Below are 24,700 nucleotides of genomic sequence, written 5' to 3' on the forward strand. Positions count from 1 at the left end.
CCATTCAAAAAAACAAAAGGCGCGGTCAGACCGCGCCTTTTGGCAAACGCATCACTCGCCCTGGCGGGCCGGTGCGTCCAGTTCGAAAGCCGTGTGCAGAGCGCGCACAGCCAGTTCCAGGTACTTCTCTTCGATCACTACGGAGACTTTGATTTCCGAAGTCGAGATCATCTGGATGTTGATGCTTTCCTTGGCCAGGGATTCGAACATACGGCTGGCCACGCCTGCGTGAGAACGCATGCCAACGCCGACGATCGACACCTTGGCGATCTTGGTGTCGCCCACGACTTCACGGGCACCCAGCTCGCCAGCGGTCTTTTCCAGCACGGCTTGCGCCGCCTGGTAGTCGTTGCGGTGCACGGTGAAGGTGAAGTCGGTGGTGTTATCGTGCGCGACGTTCTGCACGATCATGTCGACTTCAATGTTCGCGGCACTGATCGGGCCGAGAATCTTGAAGGCAACGCCCGGGATGTCTGGCACGCCACGGATGGTCAGCTTGGCTTCATCGCGGTTGAAAGCGATACCGGAAATGATCGGCTGTTCCATGGTTTCCTCTTCATCAATAGTAATGAGGGTGCCCGGACCCTCCTTGAAGCTGTGCAGTACGCGCAGCGGAACGTTGTACTTGCCGGCGAACTCGACCGCGCGGATCTGCAACACCTTGGAACCGAGGCTGGCCATTTCCAGCATCTCTTCGAAGGTGATCTTGTCCAGGCGCTGAGCCACGGACACCACACGCGGGTCGGTGGTGTAGACGCCGTCGACGTCGGTATAGATCTGGCATTCGTCAGCCTTCAGGGCTGCCGCCAGCGCCACGCCGGTGGTGTCGGAACCACCACGACCGAGGGTGGTGATATTGCCGTGCTCGTCGACGCCCTGGAAACCGGCGACCACTACCACACGACCTGCCTTCAGATCACCGCGAATCTTCTGATCATCAATCTGCAAGATACGCGCTTTATTGTGCGCGCTATCCGTCAGAATCCGCACCTGGTTGCCGGTGTAGGACACCGCCGGCACGCCGCGCTTGATCAGCGCCATGGCCAACAGGGCAATCGTCACCTGCTCACCGGTGGAAACGATCACGTCCAGCTCGCGCGGAACCGGTTGGCCGTCGCCACTGATTTGCTTGGCCAGATCGATCAGACGGTTGGTTTCGCCGCTCATTGCAGACAGCACAACCACCAGGTCATCGCCGGCATCGCGGAATTTCTTAACCTTGTCGGCGACCTGTTCGATTCTCTCGACGGTGCCGACCGAGGTGCCTCCAAATTTCTGTACGATCAAAGCCATTTCAAAGCCGCCTCTGCCCATGAAGGGCGCCCAAATAATCACTCAAACAGCGTTGCGGCCCACCACTAGACTGCGGGCCGCAAGCACTGCCTTATAGACCCTGCTCTACAAACGGAACGGTCAGGGCCAGTGCCGCATCCAGTGCGCCAGCGTCGGTACCGCCGCCTTGCGCCATGTCTGGACGACCACCACCCTTCCCGCCCACTGCCGCAGCGGCTTGCTTCATCAAATCACCGGCTTTGAGTTGGCCAGTCAGGTCTTTGGTTACGCCAGCAACCAGAACGACCTTTTCCTCATGGACACTGCCGAGCAGGATCACTGCGCGGCCGAGTTTGTTTTTCAGTTGATCGACCAGCGCCAGCAGCGCCTTGCCATCCTGACCGTCCAGACGCACGGCCAGCACTTTCACGTCCTTGACGTCCAGCGCCTGGGCCGACAGATCGTCGCCTGCGGCACTGGCAGCCTTGGCTTGCAACTGCTCGAGTTGCTTCTCCAGCAGACGGTTGCGCTCCAGCACAGCCGACAGCTTGTCGATCAGATTGTCGCGGCTGCCCTTGACCAGGCTGGCCGCTTCCTTGAGTTGTTCTTCCGCCGAGTTCAAGTAGGCCAGCGCTTGCGCACCGGTGACGGCTTCGATACGACGCACACCCGATGCCACACCGCCTTCGCTGATGATTTTCAGCAGGCCGATGTCGCCGGTACGGTTGGCGTGGATACCGCCGCACAGCTCGACGGAGAAATCGCCCATGCTCAGTACGCGCACGTTATCGCCGTACTTCTCGCCGAACAGCGCCATGGCGCCTTTCTGCTTGGCGGTTTCGATATCGGTTTCTTCGGTTTCAACTTCGGAGTTCTTGCGAATCTCGGCGTTGACGATGTCTTCCAGCGCTTTCAGTTGTTCAGGCTTGATGGCTTCGAAGTGGCTGAAGTCGAAGCGCAGGCGCTGACTGTCGACCAGCGAGCCTTTCTGCTGAACGTGATCGCCCAGCACCTGGCGCAATGCAGCGTGCAGCAAGTGAGTCGCGGAGTGGTTCAACGACGTGGCGTGACGCACCTCGGCGTCAACGTGGGTCTCGACCGGCGCACCGACGATCAGGCTACCCGAATCCAGGATACCGTGGTGCAGGAATGCACCGCCGGTCTTGGTGGTGTCACGCACGTCGAAACGCGCGCTGCCCACCTGCAGGTAACCGCAATCACCGACCTGGCCACCGGACTCGGCGTAGAACGGCGTCTTGTCGAGAACGATCACGCCCTCATCGCCTTCGCTCAATACGTCGACCGACTGGCCATCTTTATACAGCGCAACGATTTTGGCGGAACCGCTGTGAGCGATGTAACCGGTGAACTCGGTGGCCACGTCAACCTTGACCAGGCTGTTGTAGTCCATGCCGAAGGAACTGGCGGAACGGGCACGGACGCGCTGGGCCTCCATCTCACGCTCGAAACCTTCTTCGTCGATGGTCAGGCTGCGTTCGCGAGCGATGTCGCCGGTCAGGTCCATCGGGAAACCGTAGGTGTCGTAGAGTTTGAACACCACGTCGCCCGGCACCACTTCGCCTTTGAGTTCAGCCAGATCCTGCTCGAGAATCTTCAGGCCCTGCTCCAGGGTCTTGGCGAATTGCTCTTCTTCGGCCTTCAGCACGCGTTCGATGTGCGCCTGCTGGGATTTCAGCTCCGGGAACGCTTCGCCCATCTCGGCAACCAGGGCCGCGACGATCTGATAGAAGAAGCTGCCCTTGGCACCCAGCTTGTTACCGTGACGGCAGGCACGACGGATGATCCGGCGCAGCACGTAGCCACGGCCTTCGTTGGATGGCAACACGCCGTCGGCAATCAGGAAACCGCAGGAACGAATGTGGTCAGCCACGACTTTCAGCGAAGCCTGGGCATCGTTGGTGCAACCGATGGCCTTGGCCGACGCGCTCAGCAAACTCTGGAACAGGTCGATTTCATAGTTCGAGTGAACGTGCTGCAGCACGGCACTGATCCGCTCCAGGCCCATGCCGGTGTCGACCGACGGCGCTGGCAGCGGGTGCAACACGCCATCGGCGGTGCGGTTGAACTGCATGAACACGTTGTTCCAGATTTCGATGTAACGGTCGCCGTCTTCTTCCGGCGAGCCCGGTGGACCGCCCCAGATGTCGGCGCCGTGATCATAGAAAATCTCGGTGCAAGGACCGCACGGGCCGGTATCGCCCATGGTCCAGAAGTTGTCGGAGGCATACGGCGCGCCCTTGTTGTCGCCAATGCGCACCATGCGCTCGGCCGGAACGCCGATGTCCTTGGTCCAGATGTCGTACGCCTCGTCATCGCTGGCGTAGACGGTGACCCAGAGCTTTTCCTTCGGCAGGTTCAGCCACTTGTCGGAAGTCAGGAAGTTCCAGGCGTAGCTGATGGCATCACGCTTGAAATAATCACCAAAACTGAAGTTACCCAGCATTTCGAAGAAGGTGTGGTGACGGGCGGTATAACCGACGTTTTCCAGGTCGTTGTGCTTGCCGCCGGCGCGCACGCATTTCTGGCTGCTGACCGCGCGGGTGTACGCGCGCTTTTCCTGGCCCAGGAAGCAGTCCTTGAACTGGTTCATCCCCGCGTTAGTGAACAGCAGGGTTGGGTCGTTGCCCGGAATCAAAGAGCTGGAGGCTACACGGGTGTGGCCTTGCTCTTCGAAGAAGCGAAGGAAGGCTTCACGGATTTCTGCGCTTTTCATTAGGTTCTTCCACGGAGGCTGCGGCCAAAGGCCTGTTCGAAACGTCAACAGACGAAGCGACGGCAAAGGGCCGCATTATATCGGCGTTAGTGACTAGGTACAGTGTGTTTGTACGTTGCAAACACTCATTTAGACGGTTAACGCCGTCACTTGCTAGAAAAGTCGACGAATGTCGCGACGACTTGCTCGATTTGCCCACGGCTGACGTCCATGTGCGTGACCATGCGCAGACGGGCGGCGGCACTGAGCTTGATCCCGCGCTCGGCTGCAAACACCTTGATGGCCTCGGCCTTCTCGCCCATCTGCACGTAAACCATGTTGGTCTGCACCGGCTCGACCTCGAAACCCGCCCCACGCAAGCCTTCGGCCAGCAACTGCGCGTTGGCATGGTCATCGGCCAGGCGCTGAACGTTATTATCCAGCGCATACAGGCCCGCCGCCGCGAGAATCCCGGCCTGACGCATGCCGCCACCGACCATTTTGCGCAAGCGCCGGGCCTTGCCGATCAGCTCGACCGAGCCGCAGAGCACCGAACCGACCGGTGCGCCAAGCCCTTTGGACAGGCAAACCGAGACCGAATCAAAATGTTGGGTGATTTCCCGGGCATCCACACCCAGCTTCACTGCCGCGTTGTACAGCCGTGCGCCGTCCAGGTGCAGTTGCAAGCCATGCTCGCGGGTAAAACTGCGCGCCCGGGCCAGATACTCCAGCGGCAGGACTTTGCCCTGCATGGTGTTTTCCAGCGCCAGCAAACGGGTGCGTGCGAAGTGGAAGTCGTCCGGTTTGATCGCCGCCACGATCTGCGCCAGGTCCAGCGAACCATCGGCCTGCACTTCCAGCGGTTGCGGCTGGATAGAACCGAGCACCGCTGCACCACCACCTTCGTACTTATAAGTGTGGGCCTGCTGGCCGACGATGTACTCGTCTCCGCGCTCGCAATGGGCCATCAAACCCAACAGGTTGCTCATGGTGCCGGTCGGCACGAACAGTGCCGCGGCAAATCCCAGGCGCCTGGCCAGTTCGGCTTCCAGGTGATTGACCGTCGGATCTTCGCCATACACGTCATCGCCGGTGGCGGCTTTGGCCATCGCGTCGAGCATGCCGGCGCAAGGTTGGGTGACGGTGTCGCTGCGAAGATCGATAACACTCATGAATCTGGCCTCGGTAAGCAGGGGAAAATCCCTTTCAGGAAGGAATTACTGCGGGCATGGCGACGATTAATCAACCCTTGCGTAGGAAAAGGCCGATCAAACCAACGGAAAAGTCGATGACAATCATCCAAAAGGGGCCATGCGCATGTCGGAAATATGTGATAAAAACGCTGCGCCGCCAAACATTCCGGCGGCAAAAACGTTCTCAGGGCGGGGTGCAACTCCCCACCGGCGGTAATTGCGCGCAATGCGCATAGCCCGCGAGCGCTTGGTGACAGCACCGCTTCGGCGGAGCCTGACAGCAAGGTCAGCAGACCCGGTGTGATCCCGGGGCCGACGGTCATAGTCCGGATGAAGAGAGAACGGGATTATCGCCAAAGGGCCGAACGCCGGCATTCGTGCGAGCGTGCGTACCCTTTAGATCCCATTCGATTCATAACGCCCTGTTTTTCACACAAACAGGAGTCAGAACATGCAACCCACCGCAATCGATAGCAAAAGCAAACACCACCACGGCGAGCGCGTCGCGTTCATCCAGGCCTGCTGGCACAAGGAAATTGTCGACCAGAGTCGTAAAGGCTTCGTCGCCGAAATGATTGCCCAGGGTTATCAGGAGTCCGACATCGATTTCTTCGAAGTCGGCGGTGCCTTTGAAATGCCCCTGCACGCCAAGTTGCTGGCCAAGACCGGCCGTTATGCCGGCATCGTCGCGGCAGCCCTGGTGGTGGACGGCGGCATCTACCGTCACGAGTTCGTCGCCCAGTCGGTGGTCAGCGGCCTGATGCAGGTTCAACTGGAAACCGAAGTGCCGGTGTTCTCGGTGTCCCTGACCCCGCACCACTTCCATGCCGGCGAAGAGCACCAGAAGTTCTTCTTCGAGCATTTCGTGCATAAAGGCCAGGAAGCGGCGAAGACTTGTGCAGATACGTTGCTGAAGATCCGCTCGCTGCGTCGCAGTGAGCCGCGTGCGGTGGCCGTGTAATCACAGAACCCGTGGTATGGGTGATGTCTTTGGCTTCACCCAAATCAACTGTGGGAGCGAGCTTGCTCGCGATTTGCGGTGTATCAGTCAACATATTCATCGACTGATAGTCCGCTATCGCGAGCAAGCTCGCTCCCACAGGGATTTTATGTCTGGCTTCAGTTTGTGGTCAGGCCAGGTTTTCGTCGGTGGTCGGCACGATCAGGATGCCGGCACGCAAACCGTTCTTCACCTTGGGGTTCGGGAAGATGATCCGGGCGCCCTCCTCCTCGATGATCCAGCGGGTGTTGGCGATGTCTTCCGCCAGCAGGTAACCCACTTCCAACTCGGAAAAGTTCTCGATATCCGCCGGCAGGTTCAGGCGGAAGCTGTCGCTGTGCTTGATGATTTCCCGCGCCACGCTGTACAGCTGCAAACCGTCCAGTGCTTGCTCAGTCAGTTCCGGCTCGGTGCCTTCGATGATCTGCTTGAGGCGCTCCTCCAGCAGCGAGACATTGACCCCGGCGTTTTGCCCGAATGGCCGCGCCTTGCCGAGCTCCAGGGTGAAAGCCTCGGCACCGAGCTTGTCGTAGGTGTAGGCGCTGAATACGATGGACGGTTTGTTCTGCAGCAACACCGCTTCCATGCCGGCGGCGCGCAGGCGCGCCAGTTCCTGACGCGAATGCTGGCGGTCTTCTTTCCACGGGTACAAGGCGAACTGCTCGATTTTCGAGCCACGAATCGCCGTGTGCAGGTCGTAGTGCAGGCGCTGACGGTCCGGCAGGCTGAAGAAACTCGCTGCCAGCCGCTCCAGTTCACAAGCGCGCAGGGCTTCGGAGCCACTGCTTTGTTCATGACGGCCATTGAACAGCCGATTGACGTCCTGCTCGACGAAACGCTCGCCCTTGCGAATCGCTTCGGGGTTGCCGAACAGGAACAGAATACGTGCACGCGGCTTCAAGTCACCGCGGGCGATGTCATGCAACAGGCGATCGAGCAGTTCGATCGGCGCTGTTTCATTGCCGTGGATCCCCGCCGACAGCAGCAGGTCCAGGCCATTGTCACGCGCTTCAGGTGGCCGGACTTCCAGCGCACCTTCGCTCAACCAGCGCATGCGCACGCCTTCGACAGTCAGTTGAGTCTTCTCCGCCGGTTCGCGGCCGGCGAGGGTCAGTTCAAGCAGTTTGCCGAGGGCGAGCATAGAGCGGTTTCCTTAGTGATCGTGGTTGCAATCCGGGCCGTGAACGTGTTCCTCGTCGGTGAGGTCGGCAGGTTCCATCTCCAGTTGCAGACTTACCAGATTAGTCGCCAATGGGCGCAGCAGCAGGTTGGCGTATTCGGCATCGCCTTCTTCGACGTCCACGCCGATCAGCAACTGGCCACGGCCGTCCTGCTGGATCCACAGCTCTTTGCCTTGCCACAGGACCGCGACGCGGGTGCAGGAAGTCTCCAGTTGCGTGCCGTCGGTGTCTTCAAGGATCAGCTGCAGGGTATCGCTCATGTCTTTACGCTCTCGTTTGAGTTGAACCGGCGCGCTGCCATCCCAATTGATCTGGAATGGATAAACCGCGCCCAGTTTAAGGATTTGCGTCAGTTCATCCAGTGCCGTCCGGCACTCAAGCAGCAATTGCGGGTCCGCCAGATCGTTTTCGGTCATGCGGTCGCGATAGTGCTTCTCGACCCATTCGGTCAGAGTGCCGTACAACGGTGCGGTCATGATAACCCCTGGATTGACCGCCGCCAGTTCGGTTTCGGTGAGCGCGACGCGCAGTCGCAGGCAAGCCGGGCCACCGCCGTTCTGCATGCTCTGCTTGAGATCGAAGACTTTCACTTCGCGAATCAGGCCGCCAGAGCTGGTCAAACCCTGCAGGTATTGCCAGACGCGCTCGTTGCCACGGCATTCTTCCGGCACGATCAACAGCATGGAGCCGTCAGGACGCGACAGCAGTTGGCTATTGAACAGGTAGGAACGAACTGCGTCTTCCACGCTGACAGCGGAACGCGGAACACAGACAGACTGAAATTTCCCACCGACTTTGGCGAGTTTGCTCTGCAGTTCGGACAGCATCTGCTCGGTCTCGAGGAATGCGTCCTCGTGATAGAACAGCACTTCGCCATTACCCACGGCGATCACGTCGTTGTGGAACACACCCTGGTCGATCACCGACGGGTTCTGCTGGGCGTAGACCACGCCGTCATCGCTCAAACCGTGCAAACGGGCAACGGCCTGGGACGCTTCGAGGGTCTGGCGCGCCGGGTACTTCTGCGGTGCCGGGTAGCGGGTATCGAACGCGCTGCGACCGAATACGAAGAACTCGACACCGGCTTCGCCGTACTCACGGCAGAAACGCGTGTGGTTGGCCGCGCCTTCGTCACCGAATTGCGCCACGGCCGGCAAGGCGGCGTGGTGGGCGAAGTGTTTCTGGTCAGCGAACATCGCCCCCAGCACGCGGCTGGTGGTCGGGTGTTCGATGCTGCGGTGATATTTGCAGTTGAGGTTGGCGGCGGTGAAATGCACGCGGCCGTCAGCCGTGTCGGCGCTCGGACTGACGGTGGCGGCATTGGCCACCCACATGCTCGAGGCCGAGCAACTGGCCACCAGCAGCGGCATCGCCTCTTTGGCAGCGCGCTCGATCACTTGAGCGTCCGTGCCGCTGAAGCCCAGGCGACGCAGTGCGGCCACATCCGGGCGCTCTTGCGGTGCCAGCACGCCTTGCTGAAAGCCCATCTCCATCAGCGCTTTCATTTTTGCCAGGCCTTGCAGCGCCGCTTCCTTGGGGTTGGAAGACTGCTGGCTGTTGCTCTGGGACGCGACGTTGCCGTAGGACAGGCCACCGTAGTTATGGGTCGGCCCCACTAGACCGTCAAAATTGACTTCATAGGATTTCATCAGCGAGGCTCCACGAGAATCTGTTGTTATAGGCTTCAGTAACTATTCTTTGCGACCGCGTTGCGGCCATCGCGAGCAAGCTCGCTCCCACAGGTTCGGTGGTGTTCACACATTTTATGTAAGACACAAATCCTGTAGGAGCGAGCCTGCTCGCGATTGGGCATCACGCCATTTTCACGCCAGGCGTGAGGGCGGCAGGCAAGACCAGGCTCGGCGTTTCCAGCGAGGCCACCGGGTACGCGCAATAGTCCGCCGCGTAATAGGCACTGGCGCGATGGTTGCCCGAGGCGCCGACGCCGCCGAATGGCGCGCTGCTCGCGGCACCGGTCAGTTGTTTGTTCCAGTTGACGATACCGGCACGGCTTTCCAGCCAGAATTGCTGGTAGCGCGCTTCGGAATCCGACAGCAGGCCAGCAGCCAGACCGTAGGCGGTGTCGTTGGCTTCAGCGATTGCGGCTTCAAAATCAGCGTAGCGGATCACTTGCAGCAACGGGCCGAACAGCTCTTCGTCAGGACGATCGGCGACGGCGGTCACGTCCAGAATGCCCGGGGTCAGCAAGGCCGATTGAGCCTGAGGCTGAGTCATTTCCAGCAGCGCCACGGCGCCGTTTGCCAGCAGATGTTCTTGCGCATCCATCAGCGCTTTCGCTGCGCCGAGAGAGACCACCGAGCCCATGAACGGCGCCGGTTGCTGATCGAAGGCACCGACTTCAATAGTCGAGCTGACCGCCACCAGACGCGCCAGCAGCGAGTCGCCCCAGGCACCCTGCGGCACCAGCAAGCGGCGGGCACAGGTGCAACGCTGGCCGGCGGAGATGAACGCCGACTGAATGATGGTGTACACCGCGGCATCGAGATCGGCGACCTGATCGACCACCAGCGGGTTGTTACCACCCATTTCCAGCGCGAGGATCTTGTCCGGACGACCGGCGAATTGCTGGTGCAGGTGATTGCCGGTGCGGCTGGAACCGGTGAAGAACAGCCCGTCGATACCCGGGTTCGCCGCCAGGGCGATGCCGGTTTCGCGAGCGCCTTGCAGCAGGTTCAATACGCCTGCTGGCAGGCCAGCCTCGATCCAGCACTTGACCGTCAGTTCGGCGACTTTCGGGGTCAGTTCGCTTGGCTTGAACAGCACGCTGTTACCGGCCAGCAGTGCCGGCACGATGTGGCCGTTCGGCAGGTGGCCCGGAAAGTTGTAAGGACCAAACACCGCGACTACACCGTGGGGTTTGTGGCGCAGCACAGCGGTGGCGTCGCCCAGGGGGCCGCTCTTCTCGCCAGTACGCTCGCGGTAGCTTTGCACCGAGATCGCGATCTTGTTGACCATGCTGGTGACTTCGGTCGCCGCTTCCCACAGGGGTTTGCCGGTTTCTTCGCCGATGGTATGGGCCAGTTCATCAGCGTGATTCTTCAGCGCGGCGGCAAAGGCTTCCAGCACCGAGATACGCTCTTCCAAGGTACGCCGTGCCCAGCCCGGGAACGCCTGACGCGCCGCTTGCACAGCCGACTCGACCTGAGCGGCGGTGGCACCGGCACCGGACCACAGCACTTGCTGGGTCACCGGGTTCAGCGACTCGAAGGTTTCGCCCAGACCGGACAGCCATTCACCTGCGATGTAAAGCGACTTCATTATTTCGACTCCCGAGCTGCGGACAACGCCACGGCGCGCACTTGATCGCCAGCGTTGAGTTGAAGACGTTTGGCGGTCTGCGGATCGACCACCAGGGTGCCGGCGGCCAGACGTGCCGGCGCAGCAGTGATGCGGCAGTCCTCGCGCTTGCGGTTGTGAATGATGAATGGCGTGGCGTCGTCACCCGGTGTGCCGACGGCCAGCACCAGCGCCTGGCTGTCGCGCACGGCGCGGATCTTGCCGGTTTCGCATTCGATGGCCGGGCCGGCGTCGAAAATGTCGACGTAGCCCTGGTAGCTGAAACCTTCGCTCTTGAGCATGGCCAGCGCCGGCTCGGTGTCCGGGTGAACCTGACCGATCACGTTGCGCGCATCCGGCGACAGGAAGCAGGTGTACAGCGGGAATTTCGGCATCAGTTCGGCGATGAACGCCTTGTTGCCCACGCCGGTCAGGTAGTCGGCCTGGCTGAATTCCATCTTGAAGAAGTGCCGGCCCAGGCTTTCCCAGAACGGCGAACGCCCGGCTTCGTCGGAAACACCGCGCATTTCGGCAATGATTTTGTTGCCGAACAGTTGCGGGAATTCGGCGATGAACAGCATCCGCGCCTTGGACAGCATGCGGCCATTGAGGCCGCTGCGATAATCGGCGTGCAGGAACAGCGAGCACAACTCCGAATTACCGGTCAGGTCATTGGCCAGGAACAGCGTCGGGATTTCGCGATAGATGTTCAGCTCTTGGGAAGCGCTGACCGTCAGACCGACCCGGAAGTTGTACCAGGGCTCACGCAGGCCGACGGCGCCGGCAATGGCGGAAATACCCACCACGCGACCGTCGTCATCTTCGAGCACGAACAGGTAGTCCGCGTCGCCCCGCCCGGCTTCGCCGCGAAAGGTCTTCTCGGCCCAGCCGACCCGATGGGCCAGACGTTCTTCGTTGGCCGGCAAGGTAGTCAGGCCGGTGCCGGTGCTGCGGGCCAGGTCGATCAGAGCGGGTAAATCGCTGCTGCGTACGGGACGAACGATCATGCTATCTCCTCAAACGGGCCGCTTGCGCCACCCGTGAAACTTCGCTGCTTTCTAGGCATCAATTGCGACGTTAAACCGCCACCAGGCGCACGCTTGCACCCTCGCCGACGCCCAGGGCTTCGGCCGCTTCCAGGTCCAGGGTCACCGGTTTGCCCGGCGCGTAGTCAAGCTCGAGCATGACCGCGCGGTAATCCTGCAACTGGGCATTGGCCACCAGATACTGGCGACCGACACCCTTGACCGGCTCGCCGATCTTCACCGGCACCACACGGCTCTGGGCAATCGAACGGATCCCCGAGACACGGGCATGCAGGGTCGGGCCGCCGTCGAAGATATCGATGTAGTGATCGGTCTCGAAGCCTTCGCGCATCAGGATGTCGAAGGTGATCTGCGCCCGCGGATGCACCTGGCCCATGGCTTCTTGAGCGGAGTCCGGCAGCAGTGGCACGTAGATCGGGTAATGCGGCATCAGTTCGGCGAGGAACGTACGGCTTTTCAGCCCGCACAGACGCTCGGCTTCGGCGTAGTTGAGATCGAAGAAGTTGCGACCGATGGCATCCCAGAATGGCGAGTCGCCGTTTTCATCGCTGTAACCGACGATCTCGGTCACCACGGAATCGGCAAAACGCTCCGGATGGCTGGCTACGAACAGCAAGCGGCCACGGGAATTGAGTTCCGACCACGGCGAACCCACCAGATCGCGCTGCACGTAGAAACTGGTCAGCAAGCTGTTGCCGGTCAGGTCGTGGCACTGGGAGAGCACGTGGATCTTGTTGTGAATCTTCAACTCGCGCGAAGCGTGCACGAACGTTTCGTTGCGGAAGCTGTAGAACGGCTCGGAGTAACCGGCCGACGCCACGATGGCCGAGCAACCGACCAGCTTGCCGGTGGCAGAGTCTTCAAGGACGAAGAAATAGCTTTCTTCACCGTTGAAACTCACTTCAGCGGCGAACGAGGCTTCGCTTGCCGCGATCTTGTCACTCAGGCGCTCAACGTCATCCGGCAAGGAAGTGACACCAATCGGACTGTCCGCAGCCAGACGCTGTACCTCGCCCAGATCAGCCATTTGCGCGGGGCGCATCACCAGCATGGTGTCACTCCTTTATCCAAAATTTACAGAGAAAAAAACCTGGCCTGCCTGAGAGACACTGTGGGAGCGAGCTTGCTCGCGATGGCGTCCTGTCAGACAACGAAGATGTTGGCTGTCAGGCCCTCATCGCGAGCAAGCTCGCTCCCACATAAAAGCGGGGCCGGCATAAAAAATTCGGTTCGACGCCCGAAAACTCTGACGTCGAAGGGTCTATCAGGCTTGCGTCAGTTTTGCTGCGGCACGTTCGAAGCGGTCCAGACCGGCATCGATATCGGCGTCTTCCACCACCAGGCTCGGGGCGAAACGCACCACGTCCGGGCCGGCTTGCAGGACCATCAGGCCTTCTTGCTCAGCGGCGTTGAAGATGTCCTTGGCTTTGCCTTTCCAGGCGTCGCTCAGCACGCAGCCGATCAACAGGCCCATGCCACGGACCTTGGTGAACAGGCCGTATTTTTCGCCGATCTGCTCAAGGCGCGCCTTGAACTTGTCGTGCTTGGCGTTGACGCCGGCCAGCACTTCAGGGGTGTTGACCACGTCGATCACGGCTTCCGCGACAGCGCACGCCAGCGGGTTGCCGCCGTAAGTGGTGCCGTGGGTGCCGACGACCAGGTGTTTGGCCAAGTCTTCGGTGGTCAGCATCGCCGCGATCGGGAAACCACCGCCCAGGCTCTTGGCGCTGGTCAGGATGTCCGGGATCACGCCGTAATGCTGGTAGGCGAACAGATGGCCGGTACGGCCCATGCCGGTCTGCACTTCGTCGAAGATCAGCAGCGCGTTGTGCGCGGTGCAGAGTTCGCGGGCACCTTGCAGGTATTCCAGTTCAGCCGGGATCACACCGCTTTCGCCCTGGATCGGCTCCAGCACCACGGCGCAAGTCTTGTCGGAAATGGCGGCTTTCAGCGCGGCCAGATCGTTGTACGGCACATGGGTGATGCCGGTGATTTTCGGACCGAAACCGTCGGAGTACTTCGACTGGCCACCCACGTTCACGGTGAACAGGGTACGGCCGTGGAAGCTGTTGAGCGCGGCGATGATCTCGTACTTCTCGCTGCCGAAACGGTCGAAACCGACACGACGGGCCAGCTTGAAGGCGGCCTCGTTGGCTTCGGCGCCGGAGTTGCAGAAGAAGGCGCGGTCGGCAAAGGTGGCGTCGACCAACTTGTGCGCCAGGCGCAGGGCCGGCTCATTGGTGAACACGTTGGACACGTGCCACAGTTTGTTCGCCTGCTCGGTCAAGGCACCGACCAGCGCCGGATGCGCGTGGCCCAATACGTTAACGGCAATCCCGCCGGCGAAGTCGATCAGCTCGCGACCGGACTGGTCCCAAACGCGGGAACCGGCGCCACGCACAGGAATGAATGCGGCAGGCGCATAGTTGGGAACCATTACCTGATCGAAATCGGCGCGTTGTACCGCAGCGTGCTCAACGGACATCGGAGTCTCCTGAAGAGAAAACACTCGCCTGAAACTGGCGAGCGATGGGGGGATTGTAAGGACAGTTTTCAGCCCGGCCTTGCCGCCAAGCGACAACTTCTTATAGCGCAAACCCCGGATTTTCCCGGGTTTACGGCAATGCGACAAATAGGGTCGCAAAGGCGCAGTTTAACTGGCGGCGGGCGTTTGCGGCAGGCTTGCGACGTTGTAACTCATGCCAATGGCCCGAGTGCGGTAAATATGTACCGCACAGCGCCCAGGTTCGCGGGTTTTCCTAGTGGCCTCTCAAAGCCAACGGCCACTCACCCCATGAATACCGAATCTACCGTCACTGTTGCTTCCGACGCTTTCAGGCCGGACGCTCATTTCCAGCATCTGCAGAATGTCATACCCCCCTGGCTCCGTCAGGCGGCGCCCCACCGACGTGAGGCGCTGCGCAACATCACCCCCGCTCTGCCCGCCGTACTACGCAATGCATCGAAACTTCACCACACGGAACTCGTCAGGCTGATCGCCCGACAGATTTCTAGCCAGAATCAGGTCGACAAGGCGCTGGCCAACCTGCAAGACCCAGCGGATTTCGCCGAGCCGCTGCTCAAGGCCGAACTCAAGCGCCGCTTTGGCCTTGAGGTGGATGTGCGCAAGACTTTTTTGCGCCTCTACATCCCTGCTCACCTGCCGTGGTTACGGCTGAAGTCGGGCGCTGCGCGCACCTGGACGGTTTCGCTGCTGGACGCCGCGCTGCACAATTTCGAAAGTGCCGAGACCGGCGCCGATGCCTTCGAGCCTGCCTCGACGTACATCACCGCGCCGTCTTCCAGCGGGCAATTCCTGACCTTGCCGCAGATCCTGGAAAAAATGCCTGTCGCGGTATTTACCGGCATGTGCCGAGAGCTGGACATCGGCCAGCGCTATAAAACGTATCTGGAAGACAATCTGGGCATCAGCAACCCGGTGGTCGCGGCGGTCCTGCAAGCAAAAATCCGCGACAGCCAGAAAACCGCACTCACCGCTGCATTGCACCTGGCGCAGATGCAAAAACACCTGGGCAGCGGCACCCACAGTCTGATTCTCGGCCTGCTCGACAACCTGCCGCATCTACGCCTGCACGGGCAGCTATGGCGCTGTCATGACCTGACGATCCTGAACGCGCGCCTCACCGGCATCCTGCTGTTTGCCCCGGACCTGGAAGAAGCCCGGGAAGTGGTTCGCGTGGTGGCTTACATACCGGGCGACCCCGAACATCCGATCAAGGAATACCCCTCGTCTGCGGCATTCGCCGAGGAACTGGGCCAGCGCCTGCGCGCCCCCGAGTATCAACAATTTTTCAGCCGCTTCATTAACCATGAGGATCGCGGTCACTTTTTCGCACAACTGAACAATCTGCTGGCCCCGATTACCTGGCAACCGGTTGAGCCAGGCGACCCTCGTCCGACCTGGCGGGAACAACCCAACCCGCGTGCAGATCTGCACGTCGTGGCAACGCCTGTCAAAGGAGAACTGTGGACTCACCTCTACCAGAGCAAGCTCAACAAGATCCTCAACGATGCACGAGTGATCGCGGTTTCCACTGCAACGGTCGACCAGAAAGCCCGTTGGGCGCTGTGGGACTCCTTCACGGAAATAGCCGCGACACTCCTGAACATCGCCGCTTTCGTAGCACTGCCCTTCGTGCCGTTTCTCGGCGAACTGATGCTGGGTTACATGGCCTACCAGTTGCTCGACGAAACCTTCGAAAGCGTGGTCGACTGGGCCGAGGGGCAGAGTCGCGAAGCCTTCGGGCACCTGATGGGTGTGGTGGAGTCCGCAGTGCAACTGGGGACCTTTGCCGCAGGTGGTGCGATCGCCGCCGGCGAATTTCGCTCGGTATTGCCCCGAGAGATCGTTGAATTCATCGACCGCTTCAATACGGTAAAACGGCCTGACGGCGACACCCGCTACTGGCAGCCCGACCTGACCAGTTATGAACACCCGGCAGTTTTACCCAAGGATGCAAAACCGGATGAGCTGGGGCTGCATCAGCATCAGGGCAAAAACCTGCTGCCCCTGGAAAACAGACACTACGCCGTGAGCAAGGATCCGCTAACCGGCAAGTACCGCATCGACCACCCCGCCCGCCCTGACGCCTACAAACCACAACTGCGACACAACGGCAGCGGTGCCTGGCAATCGGAGCTCGACCAGCCATTGAATTGGGACCAGGCCACCGTGTTACACCGTATTGGCCCGGACATGCAGCGATTTCCAGCGAGCACCCGCGAACGCATGCTCGTCATCAGCGACTGCGACGAAAATGTCCTGCGCAAGATGCACGTGAATGCCGGACAGGTGCCGCCGCTGTTGGCCGACACACTCAAACGCTTCAAGATCGATCAAGACATACAAACCTTTATCGATCAGATCGGCAGTGATCGTCCTGAGCACTTCCTCAAGGCAGATCCAGTGACTCAGCTGGAAATACTCAATGAAAACGGCTACTGGCCGTCAAACAAAGGCCTGCGACTGATCGACGACAACGCGCAAACCCTTTGGCAAAGCCCGGCGCCCGATGTGCCCGTGGTGCAAATCGATGCCACCCGCCTCACCGACGGCGACCTGCTGAAAACCTTTCTCCTGACCCTGTCGGACAGCGAAGCCAGAACGCTGCTGGGCGAAGAATTCGGCCACCCCTCCCCAGGTTTGGAAAATCGGGCGCAGCGGTTGCGCCAGATACTCGCGCGGCTTGCCAAACAGAAAAGGCAAAGCCTGTTCGATCAGCGTTATCGCAGACTCGAACGTGGCGCTCGCGCAGCTATACAAGTGGTCATGGATGCCGAGCCCGGACTGCCACGCAGCGTTGCACAAGCGATTGTGGACACAGCAAGCGACCTGGAGCTGCAACAACTGAAACAAGGCACTGTCGCCCCACGACTAACCGAACTGAGCAAGGAAGCCGGACTACAAGTACGCGTGACACGCGCCTACGAGGGGCTTGATTTGCCATCGACGGAGAACAACCTCGACACCGACCGGCTGGCCTTGCACACCGTGGAAAAACTGCCGGGTTGGACAGGAGAGCTACGCCTGGAAACTCGCCAGTACACCCATGAAGGGCCTCTGCTCGACAGCCTGGGCAGCGTCGATGCGCCCCTGCGTAAAGTACTGGTGCTCGGAGAAGAAGGCTCGTATCAGGCGTTCGATCATGACGGCGCAGAACTCAGCGGCATGGACTCGCTTTACGCCTGCCTGTTGCAGGCAATGCCAGACAGTGAACGCGCTGCCCTGAACCTGCATATCGGTGAAGGTGAACGGCTCAAGCAGCTGATTCGCCAGCACGCCTTGAACCGTGATGCATTACGCGCGCTACTGGCTCAACACCCCGAGTTCAAACCCACTTACGACCCGAAGGTCATGCGCTTACTTGGTGGCGGCGACGGGTTTCGTCTAATGCCACGCAACACTCCCACCTTGCAAGCTCGAGCCCAGGCATTGTTTCCCCATCTATCCGCCGAAGAATTTGACGCCTTTGTCGAACGCTTGCAACTGCATCCCAGCGGACCGCGGGCAGAGCTGAGTCGGCTCTTGGCTCAACACGCGCAACTCCAGGAAACGCTTTCGTCCTGGCGCGACGACATTCCGCTGTTCATTCCAGACACACAAATCAGGGTCACTCCCGAGCAATTCGCCGTACAAAAGCAGGTCCGTCAACAATTCAGCATTGATCTGATGGATTGCTGGCGACAGCAATGGACTGTTCCCGAGACCGACTTTGAAACTGCCGACTTCAACTTCTTCCAACCGATCATCGGCGAATTGCCGGCCCTGAACACCGACTTCAGTGGCGTCACAATGCTAAGAATGGATGGCAGTAGCGCCACGGGGGGCATGCATGAGTTTCTGCGCAGTTTTACCGGTTTACGCATCCTGAAAATGCGCGACTTCAACCTTGGTCGCTTGCCGGACACCGTTCCCTCGTTGCAACTCGAAGAACTCGTTCTGAGCAATTGCGCGATCACCCTCAGCCCCGAAAGCCAGGCCGGGCTTGCCGGTCTGCATCAGTTGACCATTTTGGACTTGTACAAGAACCCCCTGGGCCTGACACCCAATGTCGGCAACATGCCCGATTTGAACTACCTCGACTTATCGCAGACAGGCATCACTGAACTCCCGCGCGACTTGATGACTCGTCCTCGACTGCAGACTGCCTTGCTCAACGACAACCATATCAAGGAGTTGCCCGGCGCCCTGCTCACATTGCAACGCAGCACCCAGGAAGGCTTTGACCTGGGCAACAATCCGCTTTCAAGCGCAACCCGCGAACGCCTCAAACAACACTTCCAGCAAACCGGTCAGGACTTCGGTATCTATGCCGAAGAAATCGACGTGCGTCGTGTGCAGGCGCTGTACCCCATGCTGGACCGTGAGGATGCCAGCAAATTCGTGTTCCTGTTACCCGGCACACTGGACGAGGGACGAATCGCACTGACCCGCCTGGAAGCCGAACTCACCACCCTTGAAAACGACCTGTCGGCCTGGACCGGCAATATTCCAGCCGTCCACCCTCACAGCAATCAACCGTTCACTGCCCAGCAACTGCTGATCGAACATTCGACGCGGGACGCATTCAGAGAGTCCGTATTGCGCTGCTGGCGCCAGGAAAGCGATCCGGAGGGCTTCGACGAATCGCTACAAGCGACTACTTATGACCTGAGCCTGGACACTTGGATTACCGGTAACCTGCCGACACTGAGCGCAGATTTCAGCCATGTTTCTCTGGTTTACCTGAGTAGCGAGAGCGGCCTGACCACAGGTATCACCGGGTTCCTGGAGCGTTTTCCCAAACTCAAGACCCTCGTTATCAACGACTTCAGGCTGGGCGATATTCCGGAGGCAATCTTCCGGATGAGCGATTTGAAGTCGCTCAATCTCCTCGACTGCAACATCACCCTGACCCCGCAGTCGGTCCTGAACCTGGCCGAGATGGCCCGCCTGGAATTCATCGACTTGAGAAACAATCCGCTGGGGCTGGCTCTGGATATCAGCCAGATGACGGACCTGGCGACCCTGCAACTGGACAACTGCGGGCTCACCGAATTACCCGCCGGACTGATGCAGCTCAAGAGCCTGGAAGACGTAGACCTGAGCGGCAACGCGATCAGCCAGATACCCACCGACCTCCTCGAACTGCCACTGGAGGTCGCCGAAAGCATCAGTCTGCGGGGTAATCCGTTCTCTGAAGAAAGCCTGCAAATCCTGCTTGAGTATTTCAGGCTGACCGGTGTCGACTTCAGGGTTCAGGAAGTGATCGAACGGGCAGAATTGGAGATGTCGACTTCCGAAGCGTCCGAACCGGAAGATTGATCGGGATCAGGCGCGGATCAACCGCGCTCCGGCGGCACCGATGACAATTCGAACGGGCTGCTGCTGCGCCGCTGGTTGCGATCTTCCCGCGGCGTGGCACCGAAGAAATTGCGATAGGCGCTGGAGAAGTGCGGCCCCGAGGAGAAGCCGCAGGACAGGCCGATCTGGATGATCGACTTGCTGGTTTGCATCAACATCTGCCGGGCCTTGTTCAGGCGCAGTTCCAGGTAGTACTGGCTCGGCACACGGTTGAGGTATTGCTTGAAGATCCGCTCCAGTTGCCGACGGGACACGCACACATGCTGGGCGATTTCGTCGGTGGTCAGCGGCTCTTCGATGTTGGCTTCCATCAGCAACACGGCTTGAGTGAGCTTCGGATGGCTGGAACCGAGGCGGTTCTGCAACGGAATACGCTGGCGTTCGCCGCCCTCGCGAATGCGCTCGACCACCAGCTCTTCGGACACCGCACCGGCCAGTTCCGCACCGTGGTCACGGGCCAGCACTGCTAGCAACAAGTCGAGCACCGACATGCCGCCGCACGCGGTCAGGCGATCGCGATCCCAGTCGAACAGGTGACTGGTGGCGATGACCTTCGGAAAGCGCTCGGCGAAATCGTCCTGCCAGCGCCAATGCACGGCCGCGCGATAACCGTCGAGCAAACCCAGCTGCGCCAACGGATAAACACCGGCCGACAGACCGCCGATCACACAGCCGGCACGCACCAGTTGTTTGAGCGCACTGCTGAGCGCCGGCGCCAGAGCGGTCGGTGGTTCGTCAGCGAGCAGGAACAGTTTCTGGAAGTTTTCGAGCTTGCCGGTCCACGCTTCACCCGGCAATTGCCAGGCGCTTTCGGTCGGCGGTTCGGCCTGCAGGAACGACAGTTCGTAAACCACGTCCGGATGCACACGCTGGGCAACACGCAAGGCCTCCTCAGCCAGCGCAAGCGTCAGTGCTTTAGTGCTGGGCCAAATCAGGAAACCAATTCGATGGGCAGTCATGGTGGGCAATCCGAAACGAAAACAGTGTTAGAAGCCAGAAGCGGCTGCAACCAAATTAGACCATCTGGCGCGCGCTGCGCAGCATGGCCTAATTTGGTGCGTAACGGGAGCGATTACTTCAGGCTACCCGAGAGGAATTGCTGCAGACGCTCGGACTGCGGGTTCACCAGCACTTCGCGCGGGTTGCCGCTTTCTTCGACCAGACCTTTGTGCAGGAACACCAACTGGTTCGACACTTCACGGGCGAAGCCCATTTCGTGCGTCACCACGACCATGGTCCGGCCTTCCTGGGCCAGGGCCTGCATGACTTTCAACACGTCGCCAACCAGCTCCGGGTCAAGAGCCGAGGTCGGTTCGTCGAACAGCATCACTTCCGGTTCCATCGCCAGCGCACGGGCAATCGCCACGCGCTGCTGCTCGCCGCCGGACATGTGGCCAGGGTAAGCGTCTTTGCGATGGGCCACGCCTACCTTGTTCAGGTAGTGCTCGGCCTTGTCGCGAGCCTCGGCCTTGGACATGCCCAGTACATGCACCGGCGCTTCCATGATGTTTTCCAGCGCGGTCATGTGCGACCACAGGTTGAAATGCTGGAACACCATCGACAGGCGCGAACGCATGCGTTGCAGCTGCTTCGGGTCGGCCGCCTTCAGCGCGCCGTCCTTGTTCGCCACCAGCTTCAACTCTTCGTTGTTGAGCAGGATCTTGCCCGCGTGCGGCTGCTCCAGCAGGTTGATGCAGCGCAGGAAAGTACTTTTGCCGGAGCCACTGGAGCCGATGATGCTGATCACATCGCCAGCTGCCGCCTTCAGGGACACGCCCTTGAGCACTTCGTGACTGCCATAGCGTTTATGCAGGTCTTGGACTTCAAGTTTGTACATGCTGTCGGTTCTCACAAAAACAGTCAGTCAGTGGTATTCAGTGCTTGCGCGGGGCCAGGTAGCCCAGCCAGCGGCGCTCGGCCATCTTGAACAGTTTCACCAGGATGAAGGTCAGGCACAGGTAGAACACGCCGGCGGTGATGTACGCCTCGAACGGCAGGTAGAACTGGGCGTTGACCGTGCGCGCGGCACCGGTGATGTCGATCAGGGTCACGATGGACGCCAGACTGGTGGTCTGCAGCATCATGATCACTTCGTTGCTGTACTGCGGCAACGCGCGGCGCAGGGCCGACGGCAGCAGGATGCGCTTGTACATCTTGACCCGCGACATGCCCATGGCCTTGGCCGCTTCGATCTCGCCGTTCGGCGTGGCACGCAGGCTGCCGGCGATGATTTCGGCGGTATAGGCACTGGTGTTGATCGCGAACGCCAGGCACGCACAGAACGTTGCGCTGGATAGCCACGGCCAGAGGAAGCTTTCACGCACGGCTTCGAACTGCGCCAGACCGTAGTAGATCAAGAAGAGCTGCACCAGCATCGGTGTGCCGCGGATCACGTAGGTGAAGAGCCAGGCCGACATGTTGACGACCGAGTTCTTCGAGACGCGCATCAAGCCCAGCGGCAATGCGCACAGCAGGCCGAAAAACAGCGACAGCGCGAGCAGTTTGAGGGTGGTCACCAGGCCGCCGAGGTACAGCGGCAAGGCCTCCCAAATGACGTTGTAGTCGAAGATCATAGATCAGCCGCCCTTACGCCTACCGAGTAGCGCTTCTCAAGGTGACGCAATGCCAGCAACGACACACTGGTGATCACCAGGTACATCGCCGCCACTGCGAGGAAGAAGGTGAAAGGCTCGCGGGTGGCATCGGCCGCCTGCTTGGCCTTGAACATCATGTCTTGCAGACCCACCACCGAAATCAGCGCGGTGGCCTTGGTCAATACCAGCCAGTTGTTGGTGAAACCCGGAATCGCCAGGCGAATCATCTGCGGCACCAACACCCGGAAGAACACCTGGAAACTGCTCATTCCGTAAGCCATGCCGGCTTCGGCCTGACCTTTGGGGATCGCCATGAAGGCGCCACGGAAGGTTTCCGAGAGGTACGCACCGAAGATGAAGCCCAGGGTGCCGATACCGGCGGCCAACGGGTTCAGGTCGATGTACTCGTCAAAGCCGAGCAGCGGTGCAACGCGGTTGAGCAGGTCCTGGCCGCCGTAGAAAATCAGCAGGATCAGCACCAGGTCGGGAATACCGCGGATCACCGTGGAATACAGATCGCCCAGCCAGGCCAGCCAGCGCACCGGCGACAGGCGCAGTGCCACGCCGATCAGGCCCAGAACAATGGCCATGGCCATGGACGACAAGGCGAGCTGAAGCGTCAGCCAAGCGCCATCGAGGATGACAGCCCCGTAGCCTTTCAACATGATTCAGGTCCTCGAAAGTTGGGATGAAAAAATGGCGCAAACCTCAGAGATCCTGTTGCTTGCGCCATTTCGGACTTGTCGCAGGGACGTGTTACTTGCCGTAGATATCGAAGGCGAAGTACTTGTCCTGGATTTGCTTGTACTTGCCGTTCTCGCGAATGGCCGCGATGGCTGCGTTGAGCTTGTCCAGCTCAGCCTTGTCACCCTTGCGAACCGCAATACCTACGCCGTCACCGAAGTATTTGACGTCGGTGAACGCAGGGCCGACGAACGCGAAACCTTTACCGGCGTCGGTTTTCAGGAAACCGTCATCCAAAAGCGTAGCGTCTGCCACGGTGCCGTCGAGGCGGCCGGCGGCCACGTCGAGGTAAATTTCGTTCTGCGAACCGTATGGCTTGATCTCGGCACCCAGCGGGGCCAGGACTTCGCGGGCGAAACGCTCGTGGATCGAACCACGCTGCACGCCGATGTTCTTGCCCTTGAGCTCGGTCAGGCCTTCGCTGACCTGAGTACCGGCCTTCATGACCAGGCGAGCCGGGGTGTTGTAGTACTTGTTGGTGAAGTCCACGGACTTCTTGCGATCTTCAGTGATCGACATGGACGACAGGATCGCGTCGATCTTGCGCACTTTAAGAGCAGGGATCAGGCCGTCGAACTCTTGCTCGACCCACACGCACTTGACCTTCATCTCTTCACACAGGGCGTTGCCGATGTCGTAGTCGAAACCAACGATGCTGCCGTCCGGCGCTTTCGACGCGAACGGAGGGTAAGCCGCCTCGATACCAATTTTCAGAGGTTTTTCATCGGCGAAGGTTGGCAGAGACAGCACGGACAGTGCCAGGGCGCCAAGCAGCACGAGTTTCTTCATCTTGGGACTCCATCGGTAAAGGGCAAAAACGGCAGAGTGAGCAACAGCCCAATATGCGAGTGAGTGGAACCGGAAAGCAGTGCTGCGTCCTACATTGCGCGTGCGAAATTTCAACACAGGCAACGACGAGCGAGTGATCGGCATTCTAACGACAGGCCGGAGGCCGATATTTCTTCAATGCGACAACTAATTACAGAAGCACCGAGAAAGTCGTTTTAGCGCGTTGACAGCCTTGCAAAATCATGCAAAGGCAAAAGACATTGAACCGATCTATGTTGCAAATTGCGGGCCTATTATTGGCAAACCCTTCTAATCCGGCAAGCGCAGCGTGGGGTCTTATTTTTCAGCGGTGCTTTTTAAACCCCGATGGGGGCTTGGCGTTTCCCAATACCCCGTATTGAAGCAATGCGGTTACACATTCAGTAACCTGAAAGATCGTGGGTAACAGTAGGAAAATGCCGACGGAGGAACCCGATAATTATTGGTAGATGTTGCTGTAGCGCCCGATAAGCCGCTATCGCGAGCAAGCTCGCTCCCACAGGGATTCGTGGTGTGACTCAGATCGTGTAAACACCGCAATCCCCCTGTGGGAGCGAGCTTGCTCGCGATGAGGCCAGCCCAGCCAACACAAAAACCCAGGCACAAAAAAGCCCCGCCAGGCTCAACACCTGACAGGGCTTTCAGTGACTCACAACCGCCGCTTACGCGACATTCATGGTCTTGTGCGTATCAATCAAATGCTGCACCACACTCGGATCAGCCAGGGTGGAGATATCACCCAACCCATCATATTCAGCCGTCGCAATCTTGCGCAGAATCCGGCGCATGATCTTGCCCGAGCGAGTCTTCGGCAGGCCTGGCGCCCACTGGATCACATCCGGCGAAGCAATCGGGCCGATCTCCTTGCGCACCCAGTTTTTCAGTTCCAGGCGCAGCTGCTCGTTCGGCTCTTCACCGTTTTTAAGGGTGACATACACATAGATGCCCTGCCCCTTGATGTCGTGCGG

The 24,700-nt window shown here is 59.8% G+C and carries 17 protein-coding genes, 1 pseudogene and 1 riboswitch; of the genes and pseudogenes, 2 read left to right on the forward strand and 16 right to left on the reverse strand.

Annotated features, from left to right (window positions below; genetic code table 11):
- Positions 1–51: 51 nt before the first annotated feature.
- From AC1D1M_RS08360 to ltaE, 3 genes are all read right to left on the reverse strand, one after another.
- On the reverse strand, positions 52–1,293 hold the full coding sequence (locus AC1D1M_RS08360; protein WP_007971040.1) for an aspartate kinase: 1,242 nt from the start codon (positions 1,291–1,293) through the stop codon (positions 52–54).
- Between the two features lie 91 nt (positions 1,294–1,384).
- A complete protein-coding gene (gene alaS, locus AC1D1M_RS08365; protein WP_477775260.1) occupies positions 1,385–4,006 on the reverse strand; it encodes an alanine--tRNA ligase in 2,622 nt (873 codons plus the stop codon).
- A 146-nt stretch (positions 4,007–4,152) separates the two neighbouring features.
- Complete coding sequence (gene ltaE / locus AC1D1M_RS08370) at positions 4,153–5,157, reverse strand: low-specificity L-threonine aldolase (protein ID WP_477775261.1); 1,005 nt, start codon at positions 5,155–5,157, stop codon at positions 4,153–4,155.
- Positions 5,158–5,354: 197 nt separating this feature from the next.
- Positions 5,355–5,525, forward strand: a riboswitch (FMN riboswitch).
- A gap of 104 nt (positions 5,526–5,629) precedes the next feature.
- Here ltaE and AC1D1M_RS08375 point away from each other — a divergent pair.
- The gene (locus AC1D1M_RS08375) at positions 5,630–6,139 is read left to right on the forward strand and encodes a 6,7-dimethyl-8-ribityllumazine synthase (RefSeq protein WP_108231757.1); all 510 of its coding nucleotides are present in this window, start codon (positions 5,630–5,632) and stop codon (positions 6,137–6,139) included.
- Positions 6,140–6,308: 169 nt separating this feature from the next.
- Here AC1D1M_RS08375 and astE read toward each other — a convergent pair whose 3' ends face one another.
- From astE to AC1D1M_RS08410, 7 genes and pseudogenes are all read right to left on the reverse strand, one after another.
- On the reverse strand, positions 6,309–7,319 hold the full coding sequence (gene astE / locus AC1D1M_RS08380) for a succinylglutamate desuccinylase (protein ID WP_477775262.1): 1,011 nt from the start codon (positions 7,317–7,319) through the stop codon (positions 6,309–6,311).
- A gap of 12 nt (positions 7,320–7,331) precedes the next feature.
- Positions 7,332–7,619, reverse strand: a complete 288-nt coding sequence (locus tag AC1D1M_RS08385) for a topoisomerase II (RefSeq protein ID WP_477775279.1) — start codon at positions 7,617–7,619, stop codon at positions 7,332–7,334.
- A 45-nt stretch (positions 7,620–7,664) separates the two neighbouring features.
- Positions 7,665–9,008 (reverse strand): annotated as a pseudogene (astB, locus tag AC1D1M_RS08390) (N-succinylarginine dihydrolase); the annotation flags it as partial.
- 163 nt (positions 9,009–9,171) lie between these two features.
- Positions 9,172–10,641 (reverse strand): succinylglutamate-semialdehyde dehydrogenase, encoded by a 1,470-nt coding sequence (gene astD / locus AC1D1M_RS08395; RefSeq protein ID WP_477775280.1) that lies wholly within the window; start codon positions 10,639–10,641, stop codon positions 9,172–9,174.
- Positions 10,638–11,663, reverse strand: a complete 1,026-nt coding sequence (gene astA / locus AC1D1M_RS08400; protein ID WP_008049558.1) for an arginine N-succinyltransferase — start codon at positions 11,661–11,663, stop codon at positions 10,638–10,640. The genes astD and astA overlap by 4 nt, the downstream gene beginning before the upstream one ends.
- 70 nt (positions 11,664–11,733) lie before the next feature.
- Positions 11,734–12,753: an arginine/ornithine succinyltransferase subunit alpha gene (aruF, locus tag AC1D1M_RS08405; protein WP_007971023.1), complete on the reverse strand. Its 1,020-nt coding sequence runs from the start codon at positions 12,751–12,753 to the stop codon at positions 11,734–11,736.
- Between the two features lie 213 nt (positions 12,754–12,966).
- On the reverse strand, positions 12,967–14,187 hold the full coding sequence (locus AC1D1M_RS08410; RefSeq protein ID WP_477775263.1) for an aspartate aminotransferase family protein: 1,221 nt from the start codon (positions 14,185–14,187) through the stop codon (positions 12,967–12,969).
- A gap of 309 nt (positions 14,188–14,496) precedes the next feature.
- Here AC1D1M_RS08410 and AC1D1M_RS08415 point away from each other — a divergent pair, with 309 nt between their 5' ends.
- Complete coding sequence (locus AC1D1M_RS08415) at positions 14,497–19,527, forward strand: dermonecrotic toxin domain-containing protein (protein ID WP_477775264.1); 5,031 nt, start codon at positions 14,497–14,499, stop codon at positions 19,525–19,527.
- Positions 19,528–19,544: 17 nt separating this feature from the next.
- Here AC1D1M_RS08415 and argR read toward each other — a convergent pair whose 3' ends face one another.
- The 6 genes from argR to AC1D1M_RS08445 all read right to left on the reverse strand — a co-directional run.
- Positions 19,545–20,525, reverse strand: coding sequence for a transcriptional regulator ArgR (gene argR / locus AC1D1M_RS08420; RefSeq protein WP_477775265.1), 981 nt, complete (start codon positions 20,523–20,525; stop codon positions 19,545–19,547).
- Positions 20,526–20,638: 113 nt separating this feature from the next.
- Positions 20,639–21,403, reverse strand: coding sequence for an ABC transporter ATP-binding protein (locus tag AC1D1M_RS08425; RefSeq protein WP_477775266.1), 765 nt, complete (start codon positions 21,401–21,403; stop codon positions 20,639–20,641).
- 37 nt (positions 21,404–21,440) lie between these two features.
- Positions 21,441–22,139 (reverse strand): ABC transporter permease, encoded by a 699-nt coding sequence (locus AC1D1M_RS08430; protein WP_150672566.1) that lies wholly within the window; start codon positions 22,137–22,139, stop codon positions 21,441–21,443.
- A complete protein-coding gene (locus AC1D1M_RS08435) occupies positions 22,136–22,825 on the reverse strand; it encodes an ABC transporter permease (RefSeq protein ID WP_015096506.1) in 690 nt (229 codons plus the stop codon). Before AC1D1M_RS08435 ends, AC1D1M_RS08430 begins: the two co-directional genes overlap by 4 nt.
- 91 nt (positions 22,826–22,916) lie before the next feature.
- Positions 22,917–23,693: an ABC transporter substrate-binding protein gene (locus tag AC1D1M_RS08440; protein ID WP_103397762.1), complete on the reverse strand. Its 777-nt coding sequence runs from the start codon at positions 23,691–23,693 to the stop codon at positions 22,917–22,919.
- A 701-nt stretch (positions 23,694–24,394) separates the two neighbouring features.
- Positions 24,395–24,700: AMP-binding enzyme (locus AC1D1M_RS08445; RefSeq protein ID WP_477775267.1), on the reverse strand; the 306-nt coding region annotated here is incomplete at its 5' end.

This window comes from Pseudomonas sp. P1_F7 (assembly GCF_056405655.1).